Source organism: Bacillus chungangensis, assembly GCF_030812995.1.
Lineage (GTDB): Bacteria > Bacillota > Bacilli > Bacillales > Bacillaceae_C > Bacillus_CF > Bacillus_CF chungangensis.
The window spans coordinates 19891-43487 of record NZ_JAUSTT010000001.1; the positions used below are offsets into that span (position 1 = coordinate 19891).

Here is a 23597-nt window from a genome sequence, read left to right on the forward strand (position 1 = left end):
CTCATCACTTAAGTGAACTACTCACCACTTATTGACCTTGCGGTCTGATTGAAGTGAGAGAATTCTTTTCGGAAATCACGTTAAATTGCAGTTCTTGTTTGTTCATTCTCTCCAGTATCATCAAGGACACGCACAAATTGCCCCTCATTGTAAGGATAGCCAGCCTTTAAAATCTTCACCTTCACTAGCTTTCCTACCATCTCTTCTGTTGCTGGGAAAACAATTTTTAGATAATTATCTGAATAGCCTACATATAGACCACTTTTCGGATCATCTTTGAAAGGCTCTTCAGGGATTACTTCCAACACATCGTTTTCGAAACGTGATGCATATTGTTTGGCCAATTGATCAGATAGTTCGATTAAGCGGTGTACTCGTTCATTTTTCACCTCTTCATCAATCTGATCTTTCATTCTGGCAGCAGGTGTTCCAGTTCGTTTTGAATAAGGAAATACATGAAGCTCTGAAAATTGATGAGCTTTCACAAAGTCATACGTTTCCTTAAATTCTGCTTCTGTTTCACCCGGAAAACCAACAATGATATCCGATGTCACTGCCAACCCAGGCAGTGCTTCTTTTAAGCGTTCAAGTCTTTCCGCAAAAAATTCCATACGGTATTTGCGCCGCATTCTTTTTAACACTGTATCTGAACCAGATTGCAGTGGAATATGCAGGTGGCGCACAACTAATTGAGACTGAGAAATGACTTCGATTACTTCATCTGTTATTTGGCTCGCCTCAATAGAAGAAATACGAATTCTTTTTAAACCTTTGACATGCGCTTCTAAATCGCGCAGCAGTGCAGCAAGGTTGTAATCCTTCATATCCTCGCCATATCCGCCTGTATGAATCCCTGTTAAGACAATTTCTTTATAGCCAGCATCTACAAGCTGCTGGGCTTGTTTTATTACCTCTTGTGGATCACGAGAACGCATCAGCCCCCGTGCCCATGGAATAATACAAAATGTACAAAAATTATTGCAGCCTTCCTGAATTTTTAAGGAGGCACGCGTACGATCAGTAAATGCAGGCACATCTAATTCTTCATAAACACGGCTCTTCATAATATTTCCGACCGCATTAATCGGCTGCCGTTCTTTTTGATAGTGGTTAATATAATCAAGCATTTTCGAGCGATCTTGAGTTCCTACAACAATATCAACTCCAGGAATCGCCATAATTTCAGCTGGCGATGTTTGTGCATAGCAGCCTGTTACACAAATAACAGCATCAGGATTGCTGCGGATCGCTCTGCGAATCACTTGTCGACTTTTTTTATCTCCAGTATTTGTAACTGTACAAGTGTTAATAACATATACATCAGCAATCGCTTCAAAATCTACACGTTCGTAGCCTTGTTGCTTAAATAATTGCCAGATAGCTTCGGTTTCATAATGATTTACTTTACAACCTAATGTATGAAATGCCACTGATGACATTGAAATCACCCCATTAATTCAAAATGATAAGCGATTGCCGATAAAGCAAACAATGGCGCTGTTTCCGTTCGTAAAATCCTTGGTCCTAAGCCGCCAATAACAAAGCCATGTTTCTGAAGGGCATCTATTTCATGCTCTGAAAATCCGCCTTCAGGTCCGAAAACAAGCAGCAATTGCTCTTCTGTTTTCATTTTTTTTAATAGTGAAGAAAACTGCTTCGTCTCTCCTCGGCGTGCTGTTTCTTCATAAGCGGCCATCTTATAATGAAAGTTATCACTAAATGCTAGCAGTTCATCAAACGAAAGCAGATCGACTAATGTCGGTACACGCTGACGATGAGCTTGTTCAGCAGCCTCTTTTGCAATTTTTTCTAAACGTTCACGTTTTTTCTGCTGTTTTTTTCTCTCCCATTTTACAATGGAGCGAGCCGCAATAAAAGGGACAAATTGAAAAGCCCCTAATTCTGTTCCTTTTTGGACAATGAGTTCTAATTTGTCCCCTTTCGGCAACCCGCTCGCAATTGTTACATTAATTGGCAGTTCACGCTTGTCTTCTTCCCACTTTACGATGCTTGCGTATACTTCGCTGCTTGTCATTTTTTCAATCTGGACGAGCACCGTTTTTTCATCTTGAAATCCTACAAAAAATTGATCACCAATCTGCATCCTCATCACGCGAGCAATGTGATGATACACATCATCCTGAAGAACGACATAACCTTTTCCATTATATGGATCTGATAAAAAATAACGCTGCATCCGTTTCACCCACGCTTTGCAATAATTGCTGCCCAATCTTCCATCACGTTTACTTCTTCAATAAAAAATCCAGAAGCAATCATTGCTTCCTGTACTGCTTCCTTCTTTTGCAAGATAATTCCTGAAGCGATAAAATAACCATCTTTCTTTACATATTTTGCCGCTTCATTGGTAAAACCAATAATCACGTCTGCTAAAATATTAGCGACAATCACATCTGCTTTTGGAAAGCTGCCCTCTAATAGATTATTTTGTGTAACCTCGACAATATGGTGGCACTGATTGTGCCGTACATTTTCTTTTGCAACCCGAACGGCTACTTCATCTAAGTCCAAGGCATACACTTTCTCAGCACCAAGCTTAGCAGCAGCGATGCTCAACACTCCTGACCCCGTACCGACATCAATAACCTGGTCTTGTTTTGCAACAAATCTTTCCAGCGCTTGAATACAAAGGACTGTTGTTGGATGCGTTCCTGTTCCAAATGCCATGCCAGGATCTAATTCTATAATGATTTCATCGCTCGAGACAGGCTCATATATTTCCCATGTTGGTACAATTGTGCATTTCTCTGAAACTTTTACAGGATGATAGTATTTTTTCCAAGATGTCGCCCACTCCTCCTCATCAATCTCATTCACAGATAGATGGGACTTGCCAATATCAATTCCATAGAGTGGAAGATTCAAAATCGATTCCTTCACAGCTTCAAATGTTTCTTTTAAAAAGCTATTAACTGGCAAATAACCTTTGATGATAACTCCTTCATCAGGATAGTCATTTGTGTTCAGCTCATAGAGTTCACCATATACATTGTCCCAGTCTGCTTGAAGATCACTAGGGTCTTCAATAACAACGCCACTTGCTCCAGCTTCATGAAGAATATTCGATATCGGTTCAATTGCTTCATTTGTTGTTTGAATACTAATTTCAGACCATTTCACAGTCTGCCAACTCCGTTTCTGATTAATCTCCTTTGACTTTTCGCTTAATTTTGTCAAAAAAGCTTTGATGCTGTTCATCAGGCGTTTGTCCACTTATTTCAGCAAATTCACGCAGCAGCTGCTTCTGTTTTTCGGTTAATTTCGTTGGGGTAATAATTTTTACATGCAAGTGTTGATCACCGACACCGTATCCTCTCACATTCGGTACACCTTTTCCTTTTAAACGGAATTTTGTGTTTGTTTGTGTACCAGCCGGGATTTTCAACTTTACTTTTCCATGTAATGTGGGCACTTCGATTTCATCGCCCAAAGCAGCCTGAACAAAGGTGATCGGCATCTCAAAATAAATATCATCGCCATCTCGTTCAAAAAATTCATGTTCACGCACATGGAAAACAACGAACAAATCTCCTGGTGGGCCGCCATTGATTCCAGGTTCTCCTTGACCGCTCACCCGCATTTGTTGACCGTCATCAATTCCTGCTGGAATTTTCACATGAATTTTCCGACGTTTTTTCACTTTACCTGCTCCAGCACATGTGCGGCATTTCTCCTTAATAAATTTCCCAGTACCGTTGCAATGATGACAAACTCGCCTATTCACAATCTTGCCAAAAGGAGTATTTTGCTCAATATTAAGCTGTCCACTACCGTGGCAATGTGAACATGTTTCGATTTTAGAGCCAGGTTTAGCGCCAGTTCCTTTACATGTATCACAATTTTCTTCACGAGGGATTTCTATATCTGTTTCCTTTCCGAATACTGCTTCTTCGAAAGAAAGACCCATTGTATATTGCAAATCGGCTCCTTGTCGAGGTGCATTAGGGTCGCGACGCCTGCCACCGCCGCCAAAAAATGTATTAAATATATCTTCAAAGCCGCCAAAACCGCTTGCATTAAAACCGCCGCCGCCAAAGCCTTGAGTTGGGTCACTATGTCCAAACTGATCGTAGTTGGCACGCTTTTGATCATCACTTAACGTTTCATAGGCTTCCGAAATTTCTTTAAATTTTTCACTTGCATTGGCTTCTTTATTAATATCAGGATGATATTTCTTGGATAGCTTCCTATATGCTTTTTTTATTTCATCTTTAGAAGCCCCCTTGCTTAAACCAAGAACTTCGTAATAATCACGTTTGCTCATGTAACCACTCCCGCTTCTTTTCACATAAAGGTAATTTTATCATTGACCTACTTGACAATCAACTGACCACAGACAAAAAGTCAAAGCCTGAATCGCCTGACTTTGACTTTTTGCTTACCGTTTGATGCATGAAGCTATTCTTTTTTGTCGTCATCTACCTCTTCAAATTCTGCATCTACAACGTTATCATCTTGTGCTTTTTCTGCTGTTTCGCCGCCTTCTTGCTCCTGTGCCTGTGCTTGTTTTGCTGCTTCTTCATAGAGCTTCACGGATAAGTTTTGCACGATTTCCTGCAATGCATTTTTCTTTTCCTTGATTTCTTCTAAATCTTTTGTCTCTTTCTCTACAGCAGTTTTTAAAGCATCTTTCGCCTCTTCAGCTTTTTTCACTTCATCTTCGCTGACTTTTCCTTCTAAATCCTTCAATGTTTTCTCTGTTGTAAACACAAGCTGATCTGCTTCGTTTAAGAGTTCTACTTCTTCTTTGCGCTTTTCATCTGCTTCAGCATTTTCTTCCGCCTCTTTTACCATACGTTCGATTTCATCATCAGAAAGGCCGGAAGAGGATTTAATGGTAATATTTTGTTCTTTCCCTGTCCCTAAATCCTTCGCGCTTACATTAACGATTCCATTTTTATCAATATCAAATTTAACTTCAATTTGCGGAATTCCTCTAGGAGCTGGCGGAATATCAGTTAATTGGAAACGCCCTAATGTTTTATTATCAGCTGCCATTGGACGCTCGCCTTGCAATACATGGATGTCAACGGCTGTTTGATTATCAGCGGCAGTCGAGAATACTTGTGATTTAGATGTTGGGATCGTTGTGTTTCGTTCGATTAATTTCGTAGCGACGCCACCCATCGTTTCAATTCCTAGTGATAATGGCGTTACGTCAAGAAGCACAACATCTTTTACATCTCCTGTTAAAACGCCGCCTTGGATTGCAGCTCCCATCGCAACAACCTCATCTGGATTTACACCTTTGTGCGGCTCTTTTCCTGTTTCTTTGCGAATAGCCTCTTGAACGGCTGGGATTCTCGTAGAACCACCAACTAAAATAATTTTATCAATATCTGAAGCCGATAAATTAGCATCTTTCAACGCTTGACGTGTCGGCCCCATCGTACGTTCTACAAGATCTGCAGATAATTCCTCAAATTTCGCCCGTGACATTGTGATTTCCATATGCAATGGACCTGCTTCGCCTGCTGTAATAAATGGCAGGGAAATTTGTGTGGAAGCAACTCCAGAAAGATCCTTTTTCGCCTTTTCAGCTGCATCCTTCAATCGTTGTAAAGCCATTTTATCTTTGGAAAGGTCAATGCCATTCTCTTTCTTAAATTCAGCGACAAGATAATCAATAATGACTTGGTCGAAATCATCTCCGCCTAGTTTGTTGTCCCCAGAAGTTGCAAGGACATCAAAAACACCATCGCCAAGTTCTAAAATAGAGACGTCGAATGTACCACCGCCAAGGTCATAGACGAGAATTGTTTGGTCTTCGTCCATTTTATCTAGGCCGTATGCTAAAGCGGCTGCTGTCGGCTCATTAATAATCCGTTCAACTTCAAGACCTGCAATCTTCCCTGCATCTTTTGTCGCTTGACGTTCTGCATCATTAAAATAAGCTGGTACAGTAATAACAGCTTTATTTACAGGCTCGCCAAGATAATCTTCTGCATAGGATTTCATATATTGAAGAATCATTGCTGATAATTCTTGCGGTGAGTACTCTTTGTCTTCGATCTTTTCTTTATAATTTGTACCCATATGACGTTTAATAGACATCACAGTATTAGGGTTTGTAATTGCTTGACGTTTTGCGACTTCCCCAACTTGACGCTCTCCATTTTTAAAAGCAACAACAGAAGGGGTTGTTCGATTTCCCTCTGGGTTAGGGATAATTTTAGACTCGCCCCCTTCTAAAACCGCTACACAAGAGTTGGTTGTACCTAAGTCTATACCAATGATTTTGCTCATAATTCTAAAAAACCTCCTATAGCTTTATGTAATTGCATCGTTATAGCTGGCTGCAAAGTAGATGAATGCTTGCCATGATGATAACTCAGGAATATGTCGTTCTTACTTGAGTAAAGTATCTGTAAATAATTACTGATTTACCTTTACCATCGAAGGACGAATGACACGATCCTTTAATTGGTACCCTTTTTGAAATTCCTCAACAACAATATTGGAGTCATAGCTTTCATCCTCTACTTGCATCACTGCTTGATGGAGATGGGGATCAAACTCTTTCCCAACCGCTTCAATTTGGACTGCACCTTCTGCTTCTAAAGCCTTGATTAGCTCGCGGTAAATCATATCCATTCCCTGAATCAATGTTTTCGATTGCTCATTTTCTGGCTCTACCTGCATAGCACGTTCAAAGTTATCTAAAGCTGGCAGCAATGAAGAAATAAGGTCCTGTGCTCGATATTTTTTGTAAGACTCTCGCTCTTTTTGTTCTCTTCTGCGATAGTTATCAAAGTCAGCTCGTAAACGCAAGTAGCTATTTTCATATTCCGCTAATTTTTGCTCTAATTCCTTGATTTTCTCGCTTGGATCTATTTCTTCATCTGCAACTGCCTCTTGAACCTCCCCTTCATCTTTTTTCTCTTCTTCAAGATTCGGAGTTTCTTCAGCAGTTGCATTTGCTTCATTTTCTTGATCTTCTCGTTGTTCTTCTAATGGCTGTTCTTCATTTGCCATTTTATTCACCTCCCTTAAATCGTCAAAAAAGACTAGAAATCAGCTGTAATATGCCGATTTCCAGTGAGCAGTGAGTATTTTTGGATTTCTAGACAATTATCCGTGATAAAGCCTTGTCAACGCTTTAGACAAATCATCACTTAAAAAGTCTAATAAACTAATCACACGAGAATATTCCATTCTTGTCGGTCCAAGGATTGCAATAGTCCCTACTGGTTCATTGCTTATTTCATAGGTAGCCGTAATCAAACTGCAATGATTCATCACATTATGCTGATTCTCAGTTCCTATTTTAACATGAATACCATGGGGACTGTCTCGGAATAATTCATATACACCCTGTTCTTGCTCAATCATATCAAGCAGTAACCGAATCTTTTGCAGATCATGGAATTCAGGTTGATTAAGCATATTAGTTTTTCCGCCAAAAAATACTTTTTCATGAGAAGACAGCTCGAAAGCACTCATGATCGTCTGTAAAACAAAATCATCGTGTAAAATGTGGTGTCTTAGCACATCTAACACTTCATTTTTCATCTTTCTTTTTAAATCCATAATTGGTACACCAACAAGTTGGTCATTCAAGATGTTCACTACTTTTTCTAAGTCGCGAGAAGAAATAGCTGGGTGAAGTGTAAACATTTGATTCTCAACATGCCCAGTATCCGTTATTAATATCGCAACCGCTGTTTCTTCATTCAAAGGAACAAGTTGAATTTTTTTCAATTTGTTATCTTTCACAGCAGGTCCAAGTAAAATGGCAGTATAGTTTGTCATCTCTGATAAAATACTCGCAGATTTTTGCACAACCTTTTCTAATTCATACATCCGTTCGGAAAAGATCGAATGAATTTTAGATTTCTCATATGCATCTAGCTTTTGTGGTGATATTAGATGATCCACATAGTAACGATAGCCTTTTTCTGAAGGTATTCTTCCAGATGAAGTATGGGTTTTTTCAATATAGCCCATATTCTCCAAATTCGCCATTTCATTCCTAATCGTTGCTGTGCTAAAAGAGATATTGCCTATTTTAGAAATGGTACCAGAACCAACAGGGTGTGCATTCTCAATAAATTCATCAATAATGATCTGTAAGATGAGAAGCTGACGATCTGTTAACAATACAAATCACCTCTGTTAGCACTCTGCTGTAAGGAGTGCTAAATCTAATAATAAATTAACAAAATGAAAAACCATTGTCAATCATTTAGATTTCCATTTTAGACAAGTGCTATACTCCCAAAAAACAATAAATCGCAGCTCTTCTTTTTTAATAATACTTGTTACGAAAGCAAAAAGGCTTGAAATACTTCATTACCAAAAAATTTCCCTCGTGTCGTTAGGCGGAGCGCTCCTTCTTTTTCTTCGAGCAAGCCTCTCGAAGTCATCGCTTGTATTGGCTTAGTAAATACATCCTTTAGTTTATATGAGAATTTTTCCTCAAAGCGTTCTATGCTTACACCGGCTGTTTTTCGCAAGCCTAAAAACATTTCTTCTTCCATCTTTTCCTTGACTGTTAGCAGCTGCTCTTCATAGATTGGCAATTTATTCTCTGTTAAAGGTGTCATATAATGTTTAAGCGGACCATAATTAGATCGGCGTATGCCATTGATATAGCTATGTGCTCCAGCCCCGAATCCATAATAAGCTTCATTGTTCCAATAAACAAGGTTATGCTTGCTTTCAAAGCCTTGTTTGGAAAAATTGCTAATTTCATATTGGTGTAAGCCAGCTTCCTGCATGACATCCATTGCCAGTTCGTACATGCTTGCTTCACTATCCTCCGTCGGTAAATGAAGCTTGCCTTTTTTCATTAAGTTATAAAAAATTGTCTTTGGCTCTACAATAAGAGAGTAGATGGAGTAATGCGGAAGTTGTAATGCTATTGCTTTTGTTAATGTATCATGAAATTGGGCTTCTGTTTGCCCAGGCAATGCGTACATTAAATCAATGCTAATGTTATTAATGCCGATCGCTTGTGCATGTTCAATTGATGTATATACGTCCTCTGCACGATGAGAACGGCCGATTTTTTCCAATAAATCATTATGAAACGATTGAACGCCGAAACTTAGTCTATTTACACCATATTCATGCAAAATTTGGAGCTTCTCTTTTGATAAATCTCCTGGGTTGGCTTCAAACGTAAATTCACCTGTATGAAAAGGCAGTGTTTCTCTTATTCCTTTACAAAGAACTGCTAGTTGTTTTTCATTTAAAGCTGTAGGTGTACCACCGCCAACAAAAATCGTATGTAGAGAAGCGGCTGGTTCTTGCTCTAATGTTAAAGACATTTCCTTTATCAGCATCACTAAATATTCATCTACTGGCTGTTTTTCAATAAATACTTTATTAAAATCACAATAATGACAAATATGTTGGCAGAAAGGAATGTGGATATATGCGGCTCTCATTCAATCACAACCTGTCTATCTTCAATAGGATCATTTTTTCTTCTTTGTTCCTGTATTCTGCTTCACACAATAAGCGCTTGATTTCCTTTTAGAAGAGAAAAGGGAAGTGAGACGCCGCACTTGGCATGCCTTACTCCCCGACATTTAACTCGTATGATCATCATCCATCTTCAAGACGGCCATAAATGCCTCTTGAGGCACTTCTACTGAACCAACTTGCTTCATTCGTTTTTTCCCTTCTTTTTGCTTTTCAAGAAGCTTCCGTTTCCGAGAAATGTCTCCTCCATAACATTTAGCTAATACATTTTTACGCATTGCTTTTATTGTCGAACGGGCAATAATCTTTTGGCCAACAGCAGCCTGTACCGGCACTTCAAAATGTTGGCGAGGAATGAGCTCCTTCAGTTTTTCGACGATGTTTTTCCCTCGATCATAGGAAAAATCCTTATGAACAATAAAGCTTAATGCGTCGACGCGTTCTCCATTTAAAAGAATGTCCATTTTCACTAGTTTTGATGGACGATAGCCAATTAGTTCATAATCGAAAGACGCGTATCCTTTTGTGTGAGATTTCAATTGATCAAAAAAATCATATACAATTTCAGATAGTGGAATCTCATAAATAACATTCACTCGGATATCATCTAAATATTGCATATCAATAAAGTTGCCTCGCTTAGCCTGCGAAAGCTCCATGACTGCACCGACATAATCATTCGGAACCATCATCGAAGCTTTTACGTATGGCTCTTCAATCCTGTCAATTTTTTGGGGATCAGGCATATTGGAAGGATTATCGACCTTCAAGTCTGTACCATCCGTTAAAAAGACTTGATAAATAACACTTGGAGCTGTTGTAATCAAGTCAATTTTAAATTCTCGTTCAATACGTTCTTGGATAATCTCCATGTGCAGAAGCCCAAGAAAACCGCAGCGAAAGCCAAAACCAAGCGCTTGAGACGTTTCAGGTTCATATTGTAAAGCAGAATCATTTAATTCTAATTTTTCCAACGCTTCACGGAGGTCATTGAACTTTGCGGAATCAATCGGATATAGCCCGCAAAACACCATTGGGTTTAATTTCCGATAACCTGGGAGCGGGGCTGCTGCTGGATTTTGGGCACTAGTAATGGTGTCCCCTACCCTTGTATCGCCAACATTTTTAATCGATGCTGCCAAAAAGCCAACATCTCCAACTGTCAATTCCTCTCTACTCTCTGCTTTCGGTGCAAAAACTCCAACCTCTGTCACTTCAAAGCTTTTGCCAGTTGCCATCATCTTTATTCTGTCGCCTACTTTAACAGAACCATCCACAACACGAATGTTGGCAATCACTCCACGATAAGGATCAAAAACAGAATCAAAAATGAGCGCCTTTAGTGGAGCATTCGGATCTCCGTTTGGCGGCGGCACAGTTTTCACAATTTGTTCTAAAATTTCATCAATGCCGATGCCAGCTTTAGCAGAAGCTAATACCGCCTCTGACGCATCCAAGCCTATTACATCTTCTATCTCCTGCCGCACTCTCTCAGGCTCCGCAGCAGGTAAATCTATCTTATTAATGACCGGCATAATTTCAAGCTCGTTGTCGAGTGCCAAATAAACATTTGCCAATGTTTGTGCCTCTATTCCTTGGGCTGCATCCACTACAAGTATAGCACCCTCACAAGCGGCAAGACTTCTTGATACTTCATAAGTAAAATCGACATGTCCTGGGGTATCGATTAAATGAAAAATATAATCTTCCCCATCCTTTGAACGATATTTTAATTGGACTGCATTTAGCTTAATTGTAATGCCACGTTCCCGTTCTAAATCCATCGAATCAAGGAGTTGGTTTTTCATTTCACGGTGTGTTAATGCATTCGTCTTTTCAAGAATACGATCCGCCAACGTTGATTTTCCATGGTCGATATGCGCAATAATCGAGAAATTACGGATTTTTTTTTGTCTTTGACATTTTTCTTCACTATTCATGTAGTTCACTCCTGTTAAAAATCCCGCCTATAAGCCTTGTTCAGAAAAATCATTTGCTAAAACGTGCATGGAACTAGTACAGCTAAAAAATATGAATCGTAGTACGGATGAAGCCAACATTTTTCAGCAATAACATTGAATGCGCCATTGGTTATTTGGGACTTTTTGAACAACCTCTAAAAGTGAAACTCCATCAGTGGGGATGACCTTCATCAGATGGAGGATCTCAAGCCAAGAATACGGTGCTTATAAAGATCACTATTTCCGCTTGTCATGTATACGCTGCCGAAGCTTTTCCAGCCAATTTCTATACTTGGCGACTCACATTCGGACGCCATACACAAATTATCCTCCATTTTATTGTATGAAGGGGGTTGTTACAGCTCTTTAGACGTGGGATAAACTATTTTTGATTATATCAGCACGTTTTCCAAGATTCAATGGAAATTGGATAGTCAATGGCTGCTTAATGTTGAATCGACTTACAAAGCCTGTATAGAAATATTCAAATTAATAAGAGAAATTCTAGATTTCTTTTGACAGTTAGATGTAGAATAAAACACAAGATTAGAAAACATTGAGGCAAATTACGGGGCTTGAACCTTAGTAGAGTAGCGAAGCTTTAAAAGAGCGCAGCTATACCCTCTAGTATGTTTTCTATTAAAGTTGTTAACATAGTAGATAGCCATTGCGCCAACTGTGAGAATAGATTTTTCTTTTGTTGGTGAGTTATTTCTTTATAATCTTCATAATCTCCGTCTTTTGGAGTCGAAGCGATACTATTCCCTAAAACCGTCGCTTCCATTTCCCCATCTTTATTTTCTTTAATCATAAAAGGCGAACGAAAGGATTGATCATTATATCCTTTCATTTCTATCATTTTTTGATTAGCATGCTGCATCCCGACTAAAACACCAAGAAATAAAAGTGTTATTAAGAGTAAACATTTCAAAAAAAATCTCTTCAACTTCATCATTCCCTCATTTATCGGTTTACTGCCCATTTTTCTTTGCTCCTCATTTATAGAGTTTTTCTCTTCCAAAACATGAACATGTTTGGAAAAGCCCATAGCAGCTAGCATCGAATGCTTTGTGTATGGGCTCCCTTGCTAATACAATCTCTTAGAGGAGCTGAAATTTGTTTTTTTTAGAATATTATATGTAGATGCTAGAGAAAGTAGAACTCCGAGCTAGCTTTACTTTTAATTATTCTATTGAAAGAGCGAGAAGCATCAAGATGTTTTAAAGCCTGCGTCTTGTTGATCAATAGCAGCATGTAGAGCAGCATTTAGACCGTTGGCAATGACATTAGCCATGTCTTCCATAAAAACGTCTACTTCCTTCGGTGTTACCATTAGATTATGCCCTAACGGTACAAGGACTTCGTGAATAAGCTGGCGTTTTTCTTCTTCTTCCAGTGTCCCTACTATTCCCAAAAAAGTTGAACGCTGTTCTTTCTCCGGCAGGTCCTCTTCTGATAGCACTCGTTGTTCTCCAAACGTCATCCCAGCTGGGGTCAAAGCTTTTGCTGGTTGATCGCCTTCTTTCATTTCTTTTCCAAAATGCTTTAGCATCAAATCGATCGTATCACTTGTAATGGTGACAGCATCAACAACCGTAGGCACACCTATGGCAATGACTGGCACATGGAGGGTAGCACTGCTTAATTCCTTGCGCTTATTCCCTACTCCAGAGCCAGGATGAATGCCAGTATCAGATATTTGAATCGTTGTATTGACTCTTTCAATAGATCGAGATGCTAAGGCATCGACAACGATGATAAAGTCAGGTTTTGTTTTATCGGCTACTCCAAACACGATGTCACTTGTTTCAATGCCTGTCAGCCCCATCACACCAGGTGCTAAAGCACTAACCGGCCGATATCCTTTCTCCACTTGTTCACTTTGCAGCCGGAATAAATGGTTTGTAACAAATATTTTTTCGCTTACTTGTGGACCAAGAGAATCAGGGGTAACATTCCAATTGCCTAATCCTACAACTAAACAGCTTGCGTGTTTAGGTATATGTAATGCTTGCAAAAACTCAGCGAACTCTTTAGCAAAAAGCGATGCTACTTTTTGCTGTAATACAGTGTCCTGTTTTCTAATTCCTTGCATTTCCAAAGTGACGTAGTGGCCAGCTTTCTTCCCAATTCTTTTTTCACCCTCTTTGGAAATTTCCACATAAGTTACTTTTATTCCATCTTCGATTCTTTCCTCTACAAGAACATCATCGTCCTTGTTTTTTTCATCATTTTCCTCAAGCGTCATCTCATGAGCCTCTAAGGCTAAATCCGTTCTAATCCCATAGACACTTAAATCAAGCTCGTTTTCTTTTTTCATCGTAAAAGCCCCTCCTCTGTTGTCTTTCTGCGCTCTTGGCATTCATTCAGAAATTATTCCCTTTCCTTTTGCCCTTCATTCATTTATTGTCTTTATTAATAGAATGCGGGATATTATAGGCGGCAGATTGGAAAGACTGGATGATAAAGTGATGCTTTCATTAGTACTCACTTATAAGAAATAGAACGAAGACAAAAATCGCAGGCGTCCTCGAAAAAAACCGTTTTTTTCTTCGTGCGATGCTGATTCTAGAAGCTTCCTTATCCTGTCGGCTCGAACCAATCGGACATTTGATTTTCAGTTTTTCCCACCTATCGCTTCTGATTCCTCTCACTCCCTTGAGGGTGGTGGGGCCTTAATTTGCCAGTTAGATGTAGGATAAAACTTGAATGCCAGTTCATACAGTGAAAGATTAGTTTACAGCCAGTTCTCCCAGTATTTTTAAAATTTTTTCACTTATAAGCTGGCTAGTATTATTTAAAATGGCCGCAGGCAAAGGATTGATATTGCAATCTCATCATTGTTTTGATAAAATATCACTTGTTCTTCTTGAATAGAATCTTGTTTGTCGAGTAGGGTAAAATCCTCGATGCTTAGGAGGTGAAAGTAGTGCCAAATATTAAATCAGCGATTAAACGAGTGAAAAAGAATGAAGCTCGCAATGCACAAAATGCTTCTGTTAAAGCATCTATGCGAACTGCAATTAAAAAATTCGAAACTGCGGTAGAAAATAATGAAGGTGACAAACAACAACTTTATACAGTTGCTGTAAAAAAATTAGATAAAGCTGTTTCAAAAGGGCTTATTCATAAAAACACGTCTAACCGTCAAAAATCTCGCTTAACGAAAAAGTTACAAAAAGCAAATGCATAAAGCAACACGGAAGATGCTTCATTTAAAGATCAAATGTATTTGGCCTTTTCAATATTCGTATGATCCAAACACTGCGCATTCCCAATTTTCTTGGCAGTATAGACGCAGCGTTATGAAGCATGAGAATGAAGAGCGAGTGCTTGAGAGTAATTTACTCCTGACCTCGTTCTTTTATTTTTGTTCAAAAAAACGATCCTTTCCATTAGGATCGTTTTTAAATTAAGAAAAAGATTGCTGTTTCAAATGGGATAACTGAAATAAAAACATTTCAACTACCATAGACTTTTCCATTCTTCCTGTTTTCATTTGCAAATCGCACTCTGCAAGAAGGGTCATTATCTTTTTTAAATCTGCTTCTTGAAATAAATTCGCTTGTTTCATCGCAAGCTTAACTCGAAATGGATGTACTTTTAAAAAACTTGCAATTTGCTGTTGACCATAACCTTTCTTTAATAGTGCCTTTGATTGATAAACAAGACGAAATTGTCCTGCTAGAATGGAAAGGATTTTAATTGGTTCTTCATTTAATTTTAATAAATCATAATAGATTCTCAGCGCTTCCTCCATTTTACGCTGAACGACCATATCAACAAGAGAAAAAATATTTTGCTCCAGTGTTTTTGCTACTAATCGATCTACCATCTCATGATCAATTTCTTGCTCTTTGCCAGCATATAAAGCGAGTTTTTCAATTTCTGATGACAGCAGCATTAAATTTGTTCCTCCTAGCATCGCTAAATGCTCAGCCGCCTGTTTTGAAATTTTCACTTCATATTGAGATGCTCGGTCAGAAATCCACCCAATCAATTCCTGTTCCTTTAGTTGCTTTGCTTCCCCTATTACCGCATGTTTTTTTAACAGCTTTGTCAGCTTTTTACGTTCATCCAGTTTTTCATAATCAGCAATAAATACGACGATGGCATGCGGCGCTGGCTTCATTATATAGTTTTCAAGTTTTTTTAAATGGTGTTCCACTTTCCCTGTTTTTTTTTCAGCTGTTAAAAAAAAGGGATGATACAAGAAAAGAAGTCTTTTTTCTCCTAAAAAAGGAAAAGTTTCAGCATCCTCCAATGCTGTTTCAACTGGGACTTCTTCTAAATCATAAGAGGAAAAGTTAAAATCAATTTCTGTATCGGATAAAACATTTTTCAATAATTTTTGTTTTGTTTCATTGATTAAAAATTGCTCGGTGCCATATAATAAATATAACGGTGAAAATTGTTTTTTTGTGATTTTTCCCCATATGTTCATCATCATAAAATGCCTACTTTCCTGCTTTAGATAACTCTATCGTAAAAAAAGCAGGCTTAATAAGCAAGCGAAAGCAGCGTTTTCGTAATAAAGGAAGAGGGGAATGACTTCAGCTATCCATGATGTCAATCCCCCACAATCTATAATGAACGCTAATGAAAAAGGCCTAGGATACTTTTTCATTAACGGAAGCACGATTGTATTTTTATTTTCACCGAACGTAAAAAAAATATTGGTGTTAACTCTTAACAGTATAGGAAAAGGGATCACAGCGGTAGCTTTTTTCTCTTGCATCGTCTATACTAAAGTGGATATAGGAGGGGTAGGAATGAACGAATTTGAAAAAAATGTCCAATCAAAACGTAATGATGCGGTCGATTCTGGGGTCGGTTTTGTCGTTTCATTTTTATTTTTCACGCTTATGTTCGTGGTTGCAACAGCTATTCAACTTATTGGTTCGTAATATGCATGGGGAGATGATATATCATACATCTCCCCTTTTTAAATGTAGCCATGAGCAAGTGCTCGTCGTAATGATAAGCTCTCCAACTGATTTATTTTAGTTTATGGTTGTATCTTATAAAAGGTTCCTTTATTGCCAAAGTATTTGTAATGGATAGCTCCTTCGAGGTCAGTTCGATAAACGACTACTCCTTCTGCCTCAAGCAAGGAAACAACCTCGGAATTCGGATGCCCATATCGATTGTTCTTCCCTGCTGAAATCACCGCATATGTTGGTTGAAGCATTTGCAAGAAAACTTCTGTTGTAGACGTTTTGCTTCCATGATGACCTACTTTTAATACGTCTACTTGAAAATGATATCTTTGCATTAGCATTTCTTCTCCTTCTTTTTCTAAATCTCCAGTAAATAACCATTTCTTTGCTCCCATTTCCGCATAAAGAACAAGAGAATCGTTGTTTGCTCCTTCACCAGAACCATAAGGGTACACGATGCGAAAACGGCCTGCTTTATTTTCCCATCCATGACCATCCTTTACTTCTCGGATCGAGACATTTTTTTCACTAGCAGCTTGCAATAATTCTTGCATAACCGGCTGCCTCCATGATTGAGGAGAAAGAAGTATTTCTCTCACATTCAGCTGTGCCACCAGTTCATGGGCCGCCCCCATATGATCTAAATGACTGTGTGTAATCAGCAATGTATCAATCGTCCGAATACCCTTGCTTTTAAGGATAGGCAATAAAATATCCTTGCCTACTCGAAAACGCTTTTCTCTTTCTTGCCAAGATTCTTGAGAAAATGTAAATTCTCCCCCTGTATCAATTAAATACGTTCCCCGCCGATACGGGAGTTTAATTAAAATCGCATCGCCTTGTCCGACATCGATGAAAACGACTTCTCCAAATGGAGAATAGAGATTGATTACTGCTTGTAGAAGTAAAACTAGCAGCAAAGGCAGGATATATCGATATGAAAACCCCTTTTTTTCCCAAGAACGGAACAAAAAAATAAGCGCTGCAACAAATAAAAAAAGAATCACTGAATGAGGTCTGCCAGTAATGTATGTCAGCCAGTGAGATGCAAATGGATTGCTTAGCCATTTGCTTATTCCAATCACAGCTTCAAATAAATTGGTAAGCATGTTAAATGGAGTCTGATAAGTAAATGACATGAAAAATGTAACAAAAGCAAGTGGTAGAATAAAGAAAGTATAGAGAGGAACAAAGAATAAATTAGCTATAACTGCAACGAGAGAAAATTCATAAAAATGATAAGCGAGAATCGGTATGGAAGCAAAGGTAGAAACAAGAGAAATAACGAGCATTTTTATCCAAAACACTTGAGAGCGAGCAATTATTTTTTCCGAACAAACGAGTGCAGCACTAACAGCATATGATAATTGAAAGCCAATATGAAAACAGACGTATGGATCTACTAATAAAAAAAGGAGGAAACTAATACTTATCGCATCAAACGGTGTAAGCGGCCACTTCCAGCGCAGAGCAGAGAGTAACAGCATTGACATGACCGAGGCACGAAGAACAGGCGGATTGCCGCCGCTAATGATTGCGTAAAAAGGCAGAAACAGCATAAGCAGCAAATAACAAGTTTCACGAGTAATGCCAACTCTTAAAAGGAGATAATATAGTACACTAATAATCATTCCAACATGTAAGCCTGAAATAGCTAACAAATGGACAATGCCCAAGTGTCGATATATTTGTTCCGTTTCTTCATCCATGCTGCTGCGATCTCCAAATATTAATGCCTTTACATAAGGTATCGCTTCAGGTGGATACTTTTCTTCAATATGTTTCAAACCCTTTGCACGCATGATTAAAAAATGTTCATAGAAACTTTTTCCAGGATTTTCTTCATATAAAATAAGCTCTTCCGCTTTCAGAATCCAATGAATGTGGTTGTAATACAAGTATTGTTGGTAATTAAACTGGTGTTCGTTGCGATTTTTTTCTGGTCGCTGCAACTTCCCGATGATAAGAAGCTTATTGCCTGGGAACAATTGTCTAAGAAGATATTCTTTTTCAGTTTTAGAGGCAATCGTATAATGAAGAACGAGCTTTTCTTGTTCCTTTGTTTTTACGACACCTTTTAGGCGATCTCCATCTATTTGCGGTAGCTCAATCATTGTCACAATAAAGCGGGAATCATCTTCTGAGTATACAGTAATGCGCTGTAGTTCAAGAGAAACACCAATGAAGTAAAAAAAGAGAAACACAATAGAAGCTAGAAGCAGGAAACGAAGATGCTGTAAGAAGTAAATACGAAGTATAAGCAAAATAAACAACAGTAGTATACACCATTGCAGCGAAAGTGCAAGCAGGACCCCACTGAGTCCAGACAAAGCTAAATAAATCCAATTTCCTTGCATAGAACCTCCTATTCTTCAGGTGAAGCGAACCACTCCACCTGATCACTTTTACCGATACATTTTTTATTTCTAAAGCTTTCAAAAAGCTTAGATCTCTATTTAGAAAACTACTATCTCTAGTTGAAAGCTTAAATACGTTTATTTTCGAGTAAAGAGCATATCTGCCTGCTCTTGAAGAGCTATCAAATGATTATCCTCTAAGCCGCTTTCTTGTAAAATAGTAAGCAACATTTGTACAAAATCTCTTTTTTGTTGAGACAATCCATCAAGGCTTTGTGGATGAAAAAATACTTGTTCTACACGAACACCGGCTTGTTCGAATAATTCAATTGCGTAGGGATGATTCTTGTAGTCATTCGCATAATAAACTGTTTTAATGCCAGCTTGAATAATGGCCTTGCAGCATTGCAAGCAGGGAAAATGTGTTACATACATTTCGGCATTTTCAGTAGGAACGCCAAATTTTGCACATTGCAGGAGCGCGTTCATCTCCGCGTGAATCGTTCGAACACAATGATTGTCGATGACATAGCAGCCTTCATCGATACAATGAACACCACCGGCAATCGAGCCATTATAACCGCCGGCAATAATTCGCTTGTCACGGACAATTGTCGCTCCAACAGTGAGTCTTGTACAAGTACTTCGAAAAGACAATAGATGACTTTGTGCCATAAAATACTGGTTCCAAGCAATTCTTTCCATGTTATACTCCTTTTTCAACTTTCATGTTTTAGGTAACTGCAAATCCTCTGCTTCTAGTTTAGCGATTTTTTTAGTTTGTCGTCAATCGCGAGTCTGATTAATGAACAGTAATGTGTTCCTTTAATTTTTCAAATGTTCTATCCCCTATTCCCGAAATGTTTTTAATATCTTCAATTGCTTTAAAAGACCCTACTTTCTCACGATGTTCTAGTATCGCTCTTGCCTTAGCAGAACCAATACCTGGCAATGTTTCCAAGCTACTCTCATCAGCTGTATTAAGATTTATTTTTCCCTGCTCTGCTTGTGAATGAGAAGCTATGCTTGTTTCAAAATCAAAATCGTTTTCTTCTCCGATTTTTGGAATGTAAATCACCATCTCATCTACCACTTTCTGAGCTAAATTGACTCTATTAATTGCAGCATCCTCTTGAAATCCACCAGCTCTCATCACAATGTCTTGAATACGCTCTCCATCTTCAACACGATATAAACCTGGATGAACAACTGCTCCTTTTATATCAGCAAAAATTGGCTGTGCTGGTTCGGTCAAAACTGCCTCTGTTGTACGATTAGTCTCCTCTACGGTTTGAATCAATGGCTTGGATACATCTGAAACAACCTGGCTATTTTTCACATGTTGTATTGCCAGCCCTGTTCCAATTATTATTAAAATGACTACTCCAATCATAAAAGTTTTATATTTTTCCCATATTATTCTAATTATTTTACATCCCCCCACATTTTAATTCGTTTATCCCCTTAAAAGTGCAAATCGGACATTTTCGGAATAAGAGGAGAGAATGACTAACAATCTATTTCTCATTCTCTTACTCTGGAATAAAGTTAGTTATCGGGATCAAGAAGCATATTTTATGGCAAGAAGCATATTTTGTTATGAAGTGTGTTGCCATGAGAGGAGAGATCTTCATGAAAGTTGGAATGATTGGAACTGGTAACATTGGGCGCATTTTAATAGAAGCAATGGTGGATGGAAATGCTATTTCTCCTGAGCATGTTCTTATAACGAATCGAACACCGGAGAAAGCATACCGCATACAACAACAATATCCTTCCATCCATGTTTGTCACTCAAACGAAGACATTTTTCGAGATGCTGATTTAATTTTTATTTGTGTAAAACCATTAGAATATCTTGACATTTTGGAAAAGTATAAGACGTTTTTGTCACCCAATAAATGCCTTGTTTCTGTCACTAGTCCTATTTCCGTTGAACAGCTGCAAGCTAAAACAAATTGTTCATGTGCCCGCATCATCCCGAGTATTACTAATCGAGCATTAGCTGGAGTTTCTTTATTCACCTATAGTAAAAGCTGCAAGGAGGAATGGCGAAACAAACTGCATGACTTCTTTTCATGTTTTAGCATCCCCTATGAAATAAAAGAGGAAATTACTAGGGTTTCTTCAGATATTGTTAGCTGTGGACCAGCTTTTTTTAGTTATCTTACACAAAGATTTATTGATGGGGCAGTAGCAGAAACAAAAATCGATCAAGAAACTGCAACCGATTTAGCTAGTGCCATGTTAATTGGCTTAGGGGAGCTATTAAAGAAACAATACTACACATTGCCAACTTTACAAGAAAAAGTATGTGTTAAAGGAGGAGTAACGGGAAAGGGTATTGACGTATTAGAAGCAAATCTCGGAGATGTATTCCAGCAATTATTTCGTGCAACTGAAGAAAAATTTAAAGAGGATGTCAGGATGATTAGGAAACAATTCAACGCTTCTTTATAAGTATTCGATAGACATAACAAAAATCCTTTTTATTTATCATTTTATTAAGCGACCGCTTTTGCTAACGGTCGCTTGCATTTTTTTGACAAATGAAGAACAGTCTTTCTGATTTGTGATCTGGCTTATGATCTTGAAAATCTGCTGTTATTTCTAACAAAGAAAACCCTATTTCATTTAACCAGTTGACATATTGTTCTATTTCATATGTTCGTTGGCAATGGATTTCTTCAAACCGCTTATATTGTCCTGTTTGTTCGTCAAGGGTGAACAAAGTTAATTCATGTTCCACAGAATCTGGAAATGCCCCTTCATAACAATTCCAAATATAAGAGACTTCTTCTTCATTTTCTGTATAGGCTCGATCACTTAAATATTGTTTGATCTTATACGTGCTATGAATATCAAACATAAAGAGACCGTTGTCCGCTAAATGATCGAAGACACTTTTAAACGTTTTCTTTACTTCTTCAGGGGATGTTAAATAATTAAGTGAATCACAAAAAATGGTAACGATATCAAAGGTGCCTAAATCTGTTAATTTACACATATGTTGTTGAAAAAGCTGAATGTTTATATTCTCATGCCAAGCCTTGTTTTGGGCGATAGCAAGCATGTCTTCTGATAAGTCAACACCAACAACTTCAAAATCAGACTTCGCCAAACGAATCGCGAGTTCTCCAGTACCACACCCTACATCAAGCAATCGCTTCCCTTCCTGACAATAACGTTTCTGCCTGTTTAAAACATATGAACACCAATCGTCATAGGGAACATCTTTCATTAAGGAATCGTAAACAGAAGCAAGTTTGCCATAGCTCATGACTGAATCAGGCTCTCGATATCAACGAGCGGCGCATCTCCCCATAGCCTTTCGAGATTATAGTAGCTACGTTCGTCACGATGAAACACGTGGGCAACTACATCACCCATGTCGACTAACACCCATTTTGCTTCATCATACCCTTCTAATCGCTTTACTTCATAGCCTGCCAGCTCAGCTTCGGATTTCAGCTCTCTGGCAATTGCTTGCACTTGCTTATCAGAATTTCCATGGCAAATAACAAAATAATCAGCAATAAGTGAAATACCTTGCATATTTAATGCCATTAAATCTTCCGCTCTTTTTTCATCTGCTGCTTTTAGTACTGTTTCTAATAATGCTTCTTTATTCACACCTATTGGGCCCCCTTATTCTTTAACAAATCATGGTACATTTCTAATGAATCTGGAAAAACCATTTGGTCTCTGCTTACTAAAAAAATAATCGTATTCTTAGCCGCTTTTAACAATGCTTGATTCAGGTTCCTTTTTGCTATTTCCCTTACCTCATCTACTCCTGGGAAATAACGGCCTGGCTCTATATAGTCGGCTAAATAAATGACCTTTTCTAAAAGTGACATGTTTCGTCTGCCTGTAGTATGATAGCGAATGGCATCCAATATTTCCTGATCATCTATTCCTGCTTCTTTTTCAACTAAATATGCACCAACCGGAGCATGCCACAATTCATGATGAAATTGCAATAGCCTTTGATCCATTTTTTCTGTCAAAATCACTTTTTCCATTTCCTCTATTGGTCTAAATTTTGCATAATCATGGAAAATAGCAGCTAAGGAGGCTTTTGTTGGATTTGCTCCATACTGGGCTGCTAATTCAAGGGCTGTTTTTTCGACACCAAGTGTATGTTGATAGCGTTTTTCCGTTATTTGTTTCTTTACTAACAGTAATGCTTTATCTCGATTCATAAAGAGAATGCTCCTTTATATAGGAAATCACCTGATCAGGTATTAAATATTTTACACTTTGCTTTTGAGACAAGCGCCTGCGAAGCAATGTCGATGAAATTGAAATATCTGGAATATCAATAGATACGATAGGCATCTCACTTTCCGTTGAATAACGAGGGCGATTCACACCAACAAACTGAACAAGTTTGCAAAGCTCTGACACTTTATACCATTTGGGCAAATATTCTATCATATCTGCACCAATAATAAAATAAAAATCTACGTCTGGTTCCTGCGCTTTTAATAATTGCATTGTATCATATGTATAGGAACAACCTTTTCGCTTCAGTTCAATTGTCTCTAGTTTAAACTTTTCATGGTCTTGAATAGCCAGCTTTGTCATTGCCAAACGCTGCTCTTCTGTTACTTTATCTGTCATTTTCTTATGAGGAGGCTTTTGATTTGGCATAAAGCGAACCTCTTCCAATTTTAGAGCATGCAATACTTCATTGGCAATGATTAAATGACCAAGATGAGGAGGATTAAAAGTTCCCCCTAAAATGCCGACTCTTTTCCTCAATATATTCCCAACCTTTATGCCATGTTATTATAGGTCGAAGTCATATCTTCAAAAAAACAAAAGGACTTATGCCATTACCTTTATCAACTCAAAATCTACTCACCATTCATGGTGTATCATTT

General features: G+C 38.2%; 23 protein-coding genes. 3 read left to right on the forward strand and 20 right to left on the reverse strand.

Annotated features, from left to right (window positions below):
- Window positions 1-80: 80 nt before the first annotated feature.
- The 12 genes from mtaB to gpr all read right to left on the reverse strand — a co-directional run bounded on the left by mtaB (window position 81) and on the right by gpr (window position 13731).
- The gene (mtaB, locus tag J2S08_RS00110) at window positions 81-1439 is read right to left on the reverse strand and encodes a tRNA (N(6)-L-threonylcarbamoyladenosine(37)-C(2))-methylthiotransferase MtaB (protein ID WP_307225470.1); all 1359 of its coding nucleotides are present in this window, start codon (window positions 1437-1439) and stop codon (window positions 81-83) included.
- Between the two features lie 5 nt (window positions 1440-1444).
- Complete coding sequence (locus J2S08_RS00115) at window positions 1445-2197, reverse strand: 16S rRNA (uracil(1498)-N(3))-methyltransferase (protein ID WP_307225472.1); 753 nt, start codon at window positions 2195-2197, stop codon at window positions 1445-1447.
- A gap of 5 nt (window positions 2198-2202) precedes the next feature.
- Entirely contained in the window at window positions 2203-3141 is a 939-nt protein-coding gene (gene prmA, locus J2S08_RS00120; RefSeq protein ID WP_307225474.1) for a 50S ribosomal protein L11 methyltransferase, read from the reverse strand.
- A gap of 22 nt (window positions 3142-3163) precedes the next feature.
- The gene (gene dnaJ / locus J2S08_RS00125; RefSeq protein ID WP_307225476.1) at window positions 3164-4285 is read right to left on the reverse strand and encodes a molecular chaperone DnaJ; all 1122 of its coding nucleotides are present in this window, start codon (window positions 4283-4285) and stop codon (window positions 3164-3166) included.
- A 134-nt stretch (window positions 4286-4419) separates the two neighbouring features.
- Window positions 4420-6267 carry a molecular chaperone DnaK gene (gene dnaK / locus J2S08_RS00130; RefSeq protein WP_307225478.1) on the reverse strand — a complete coding sequence of 616 codons (1848 nt, stop codon included), beginning with the start codon at window positions 6265-6267 and terminating at the stop codon, window positions 4420-4422.
- Window positions 6268-6396: 129 nt separating this feature from the next.
- Window positions 6397-6996, reverse strand: coding sequence for a nucleotide exchange factor GrpE (grpE, locus tag J2S08_RS00135; RefSeq protein WP_307225480.1), 600 nt, complete (start codon window positions 6994-6996; stop codon window positions 6397-6399).
- A gap of 96 nt (window positions 6997-7092) precedes the next feature.
- Complete coding sequence (gene hrcA, locus J2S08_RS00140) at window positions 7093-8121, reverse strand: heat-inducible transcriptional repressor HrcA (protein WP_307225482.1); 1029 nt, start codon at window positions 8119-8121, stop codon at window positions 7093-7095.
- Window positions 8122-8282: 161 nt separating this feature from the next.
- Window positions 8283-9413 (reverse strand): radical SAM family heme chaperone HemW, encoded by a 1131-nt coding sequence (hemW, locus tag J2S08_RS00145; protein ID WP_307225484.1) that lies wholly within the window; start codon window positions 9411-9413, stop codon window positions 8283-8285.
- A gap of 144 nt (window positions 9414-9557) precedes the next feature.
- Window positions 9558-11390 carry a translation elongation factor 4 gene (gene lepA, locus J2S08_RS00150; protein ID WP_307225486.1) on the reverse strand — a complete coding sequence of 611 codons (1833 nt, stop codon included), beginning with the start codon at window positions 11388-11390 and terminating at the stop codon, window positions 9558-9560.
- 212 nt (window positions 11391-11602) lie between these two features.
- Window positions 11603-11728: a hypothetical protein gene (locus J2S08_RS00155; protein WP_307225488.1), complete on the reverse strand. Its 126-nt coding sequence runs from the start codon at window positions 11726-11728 to the stop codon at window positions 11603-11605.
- Window positions 11729-12012: 284 nt separating this feature from the next.
- A complete protein-coding gene (locus J2S08_RS00160) occupies window positions 12013-12432 on the reverse strand; it encodes a DUF3679 domain-containing protein (RefSeq protein WP_307225490.1) in 420 nt (139 codons plus the stop codon).
- Between the two features lie 189 nt (window positions 12433-12621).
- Complete coding sequence (gene gpr, locus J2S08_RS00165; protein WP_307225492.1) at window positions 12622-13731, reverse strand: GPR endopeptidase; 1110 nt, start codon at window positions 13729-13731, stop codon at window positions 12622-12624.
- A gap of 609 nt (window positions 13732-14340) precedes the next feature.
- On the opposite strand from gpr, the gene rpsT reads away from it, so the two are divergent.
- Entirely contained in the window at window positions 14341-14604 is a 264-nt protein-coding gene (gene rpsT / locus J2S08_RS00170; protein ID WP_307225494.1) for a 30S ribosomal protein S20, read from the forward strand.
- Between the two features lie 219 nt (window positions 14605-14823).
- Here rpsT and holA read toward each other — a convergent pair whose 3' ends face one another.
- The gene (gene holA, locus J2S08_RS00175) at window positions 14824-15861 is read right to left on the reverse strand and encodes a DNA polymerase III subunit delta (RefSeq protein ID WP_307225496.1); all 1038 of its coding nucleotides are present in this window, start codon (window positions 15859-15861) and stop codon (window positions 14824-14826) included.
- A gap of 322 nt (window positions 15862-16183) precedes the next feature.
- Between holA and J2S08_RS00180 the strand changes: the two genes are divergently transcribed.
- Window positions 16184-16318 (forward strand): YqzM family protein, encoded by a 135-nt coding sequence (locus tag J2S08_RS00180; RefSeq protein ID WP_307226128.1) that lies wholly within the window; start codon window positions 16184-16186, stop codon window positions 16316-16318.
- Window positions 16319-16419: 101 nt separating this feature from the next.
- Here J2S08_RS00180 and J2S08_RS00185 read toward each other — a convergent pair whose 3' ends face one another.
- The 3 genes from J2S08_RS00185 to J2S08_RS00195 form a co-directional block, all read right to left on the reverse strand.
- Window positions 16420-18708, reverse strand: coding sequence for a DNA internalization-related competence protein ComEC/Rec2 (locus J2S08_RS00185; RefSeq protein WP_307225498.1), 2289 nt, complete (start codon window positions 18706-18708; stop codon window positions 16420-16422).
- A 138-nt stretch (window positions 18709-18846) separates the two neighbouring features.
- Window positions 18847-19413, reverse strand: coding sequence for a ComE operon protein 2 (locus J2S08_RS00190; protein ID WP_307225500.1), 567 nt, complete (start codon window positions 19411-19413; stop codon window positions 18847-18849).
- A gap of 97 nt (window positions 19414-19510) precedes the next feature.
- The gene (locus tag J2S08_RS00195; protein WP_307225502.1) at window positions 19511-20101 is read right to left on the reverse strand and encodes a helix-hairpin-helix domain-containing protein; all 591 of its coding nucleotides are present in this window, start codon (window positions 20099-20101) and stop codon (window positions 19511-19513) included.
- 239 nt (window positions 20102-20340) lie between these two features.
- Here J2S08_RS00195 and comER point away from each other — a divergent pair, with 239 nt between their 5' ends.
- Window positions 20341-21168, forward strand: coding sequence for a late competence protein ComER (comER, locus tag J2S08_RS00200; RefSeq protein ID WP_307225504.1), 828 nt, complete (start codon window positions 20341-20343; stop codon window positions 21166-21168).
- Between the two features lie 61 nt (window positions 21169-21229).
- Here the strand turns inward: comER and J2S08_RS00205 are convergent, their stop codons facing one another.
- From J2S08_RS00205 to J2S08_RS00220, 4 genes are read right to left on the reverse strand one after another with little or no spacing between them, the layout of a single operon-like run.
- Window positions 21230-21988, reverse strand: a complete 759-nt coding sequence (locus tag J2S08_RS00205; protein WP_307225506.1) for a class I SAM-dependent DNA methyltransferase — start codon at window positions 21986-21988, stop codon at window positions 21230-21232.
- Window positions 21985-22341 (reverse strand): ribosome silencing factor, encoded by a 357-nt coding sequence (rsfS, locus tag J2S08_RS00210; RefSeq protein WP_307225508.1) that lies wholly within the window; start codon window positions 22339-22341, stop codon window positions 21985-21987. The genes J2S08_RS00205 and rsfS overlap by 4 nt, the downstream gene beginning before the upstream one ends.
- Before the next feature lie 2 nt (window positions 22342-22343).
- Window positions 22344-22913: a bis(5'-nucleosyl)-tetraphosphatase (symmetrical) YqeK gene (gene yqeK / locus J2S08_RS00215; RefSeq protein WP_307225510.1), complete on the reverse strand. Its 570-nt coding sequence runs from the start codon at window positions 22911-22913 to the stop codon at window positions 22344-22346.
- Window positions 22900-23475 (reverse strand): nicotinate-nucleotide adenylyltransferase, encoded by a 576-nt coding sequence (locus tag J2S08_RS00220; RefSeq protein WP_307225512.1) that lies wholly within the window; start codon window positions 23473-23475, stop codon window positions 22900-22902. Before J2S08_RS00220 ends, yqeK begins: the two co-directional genes overlap by 14 nt.
- Between the last annotated feature and the right edge of the window lie 122 nt (window positions 23476-23597).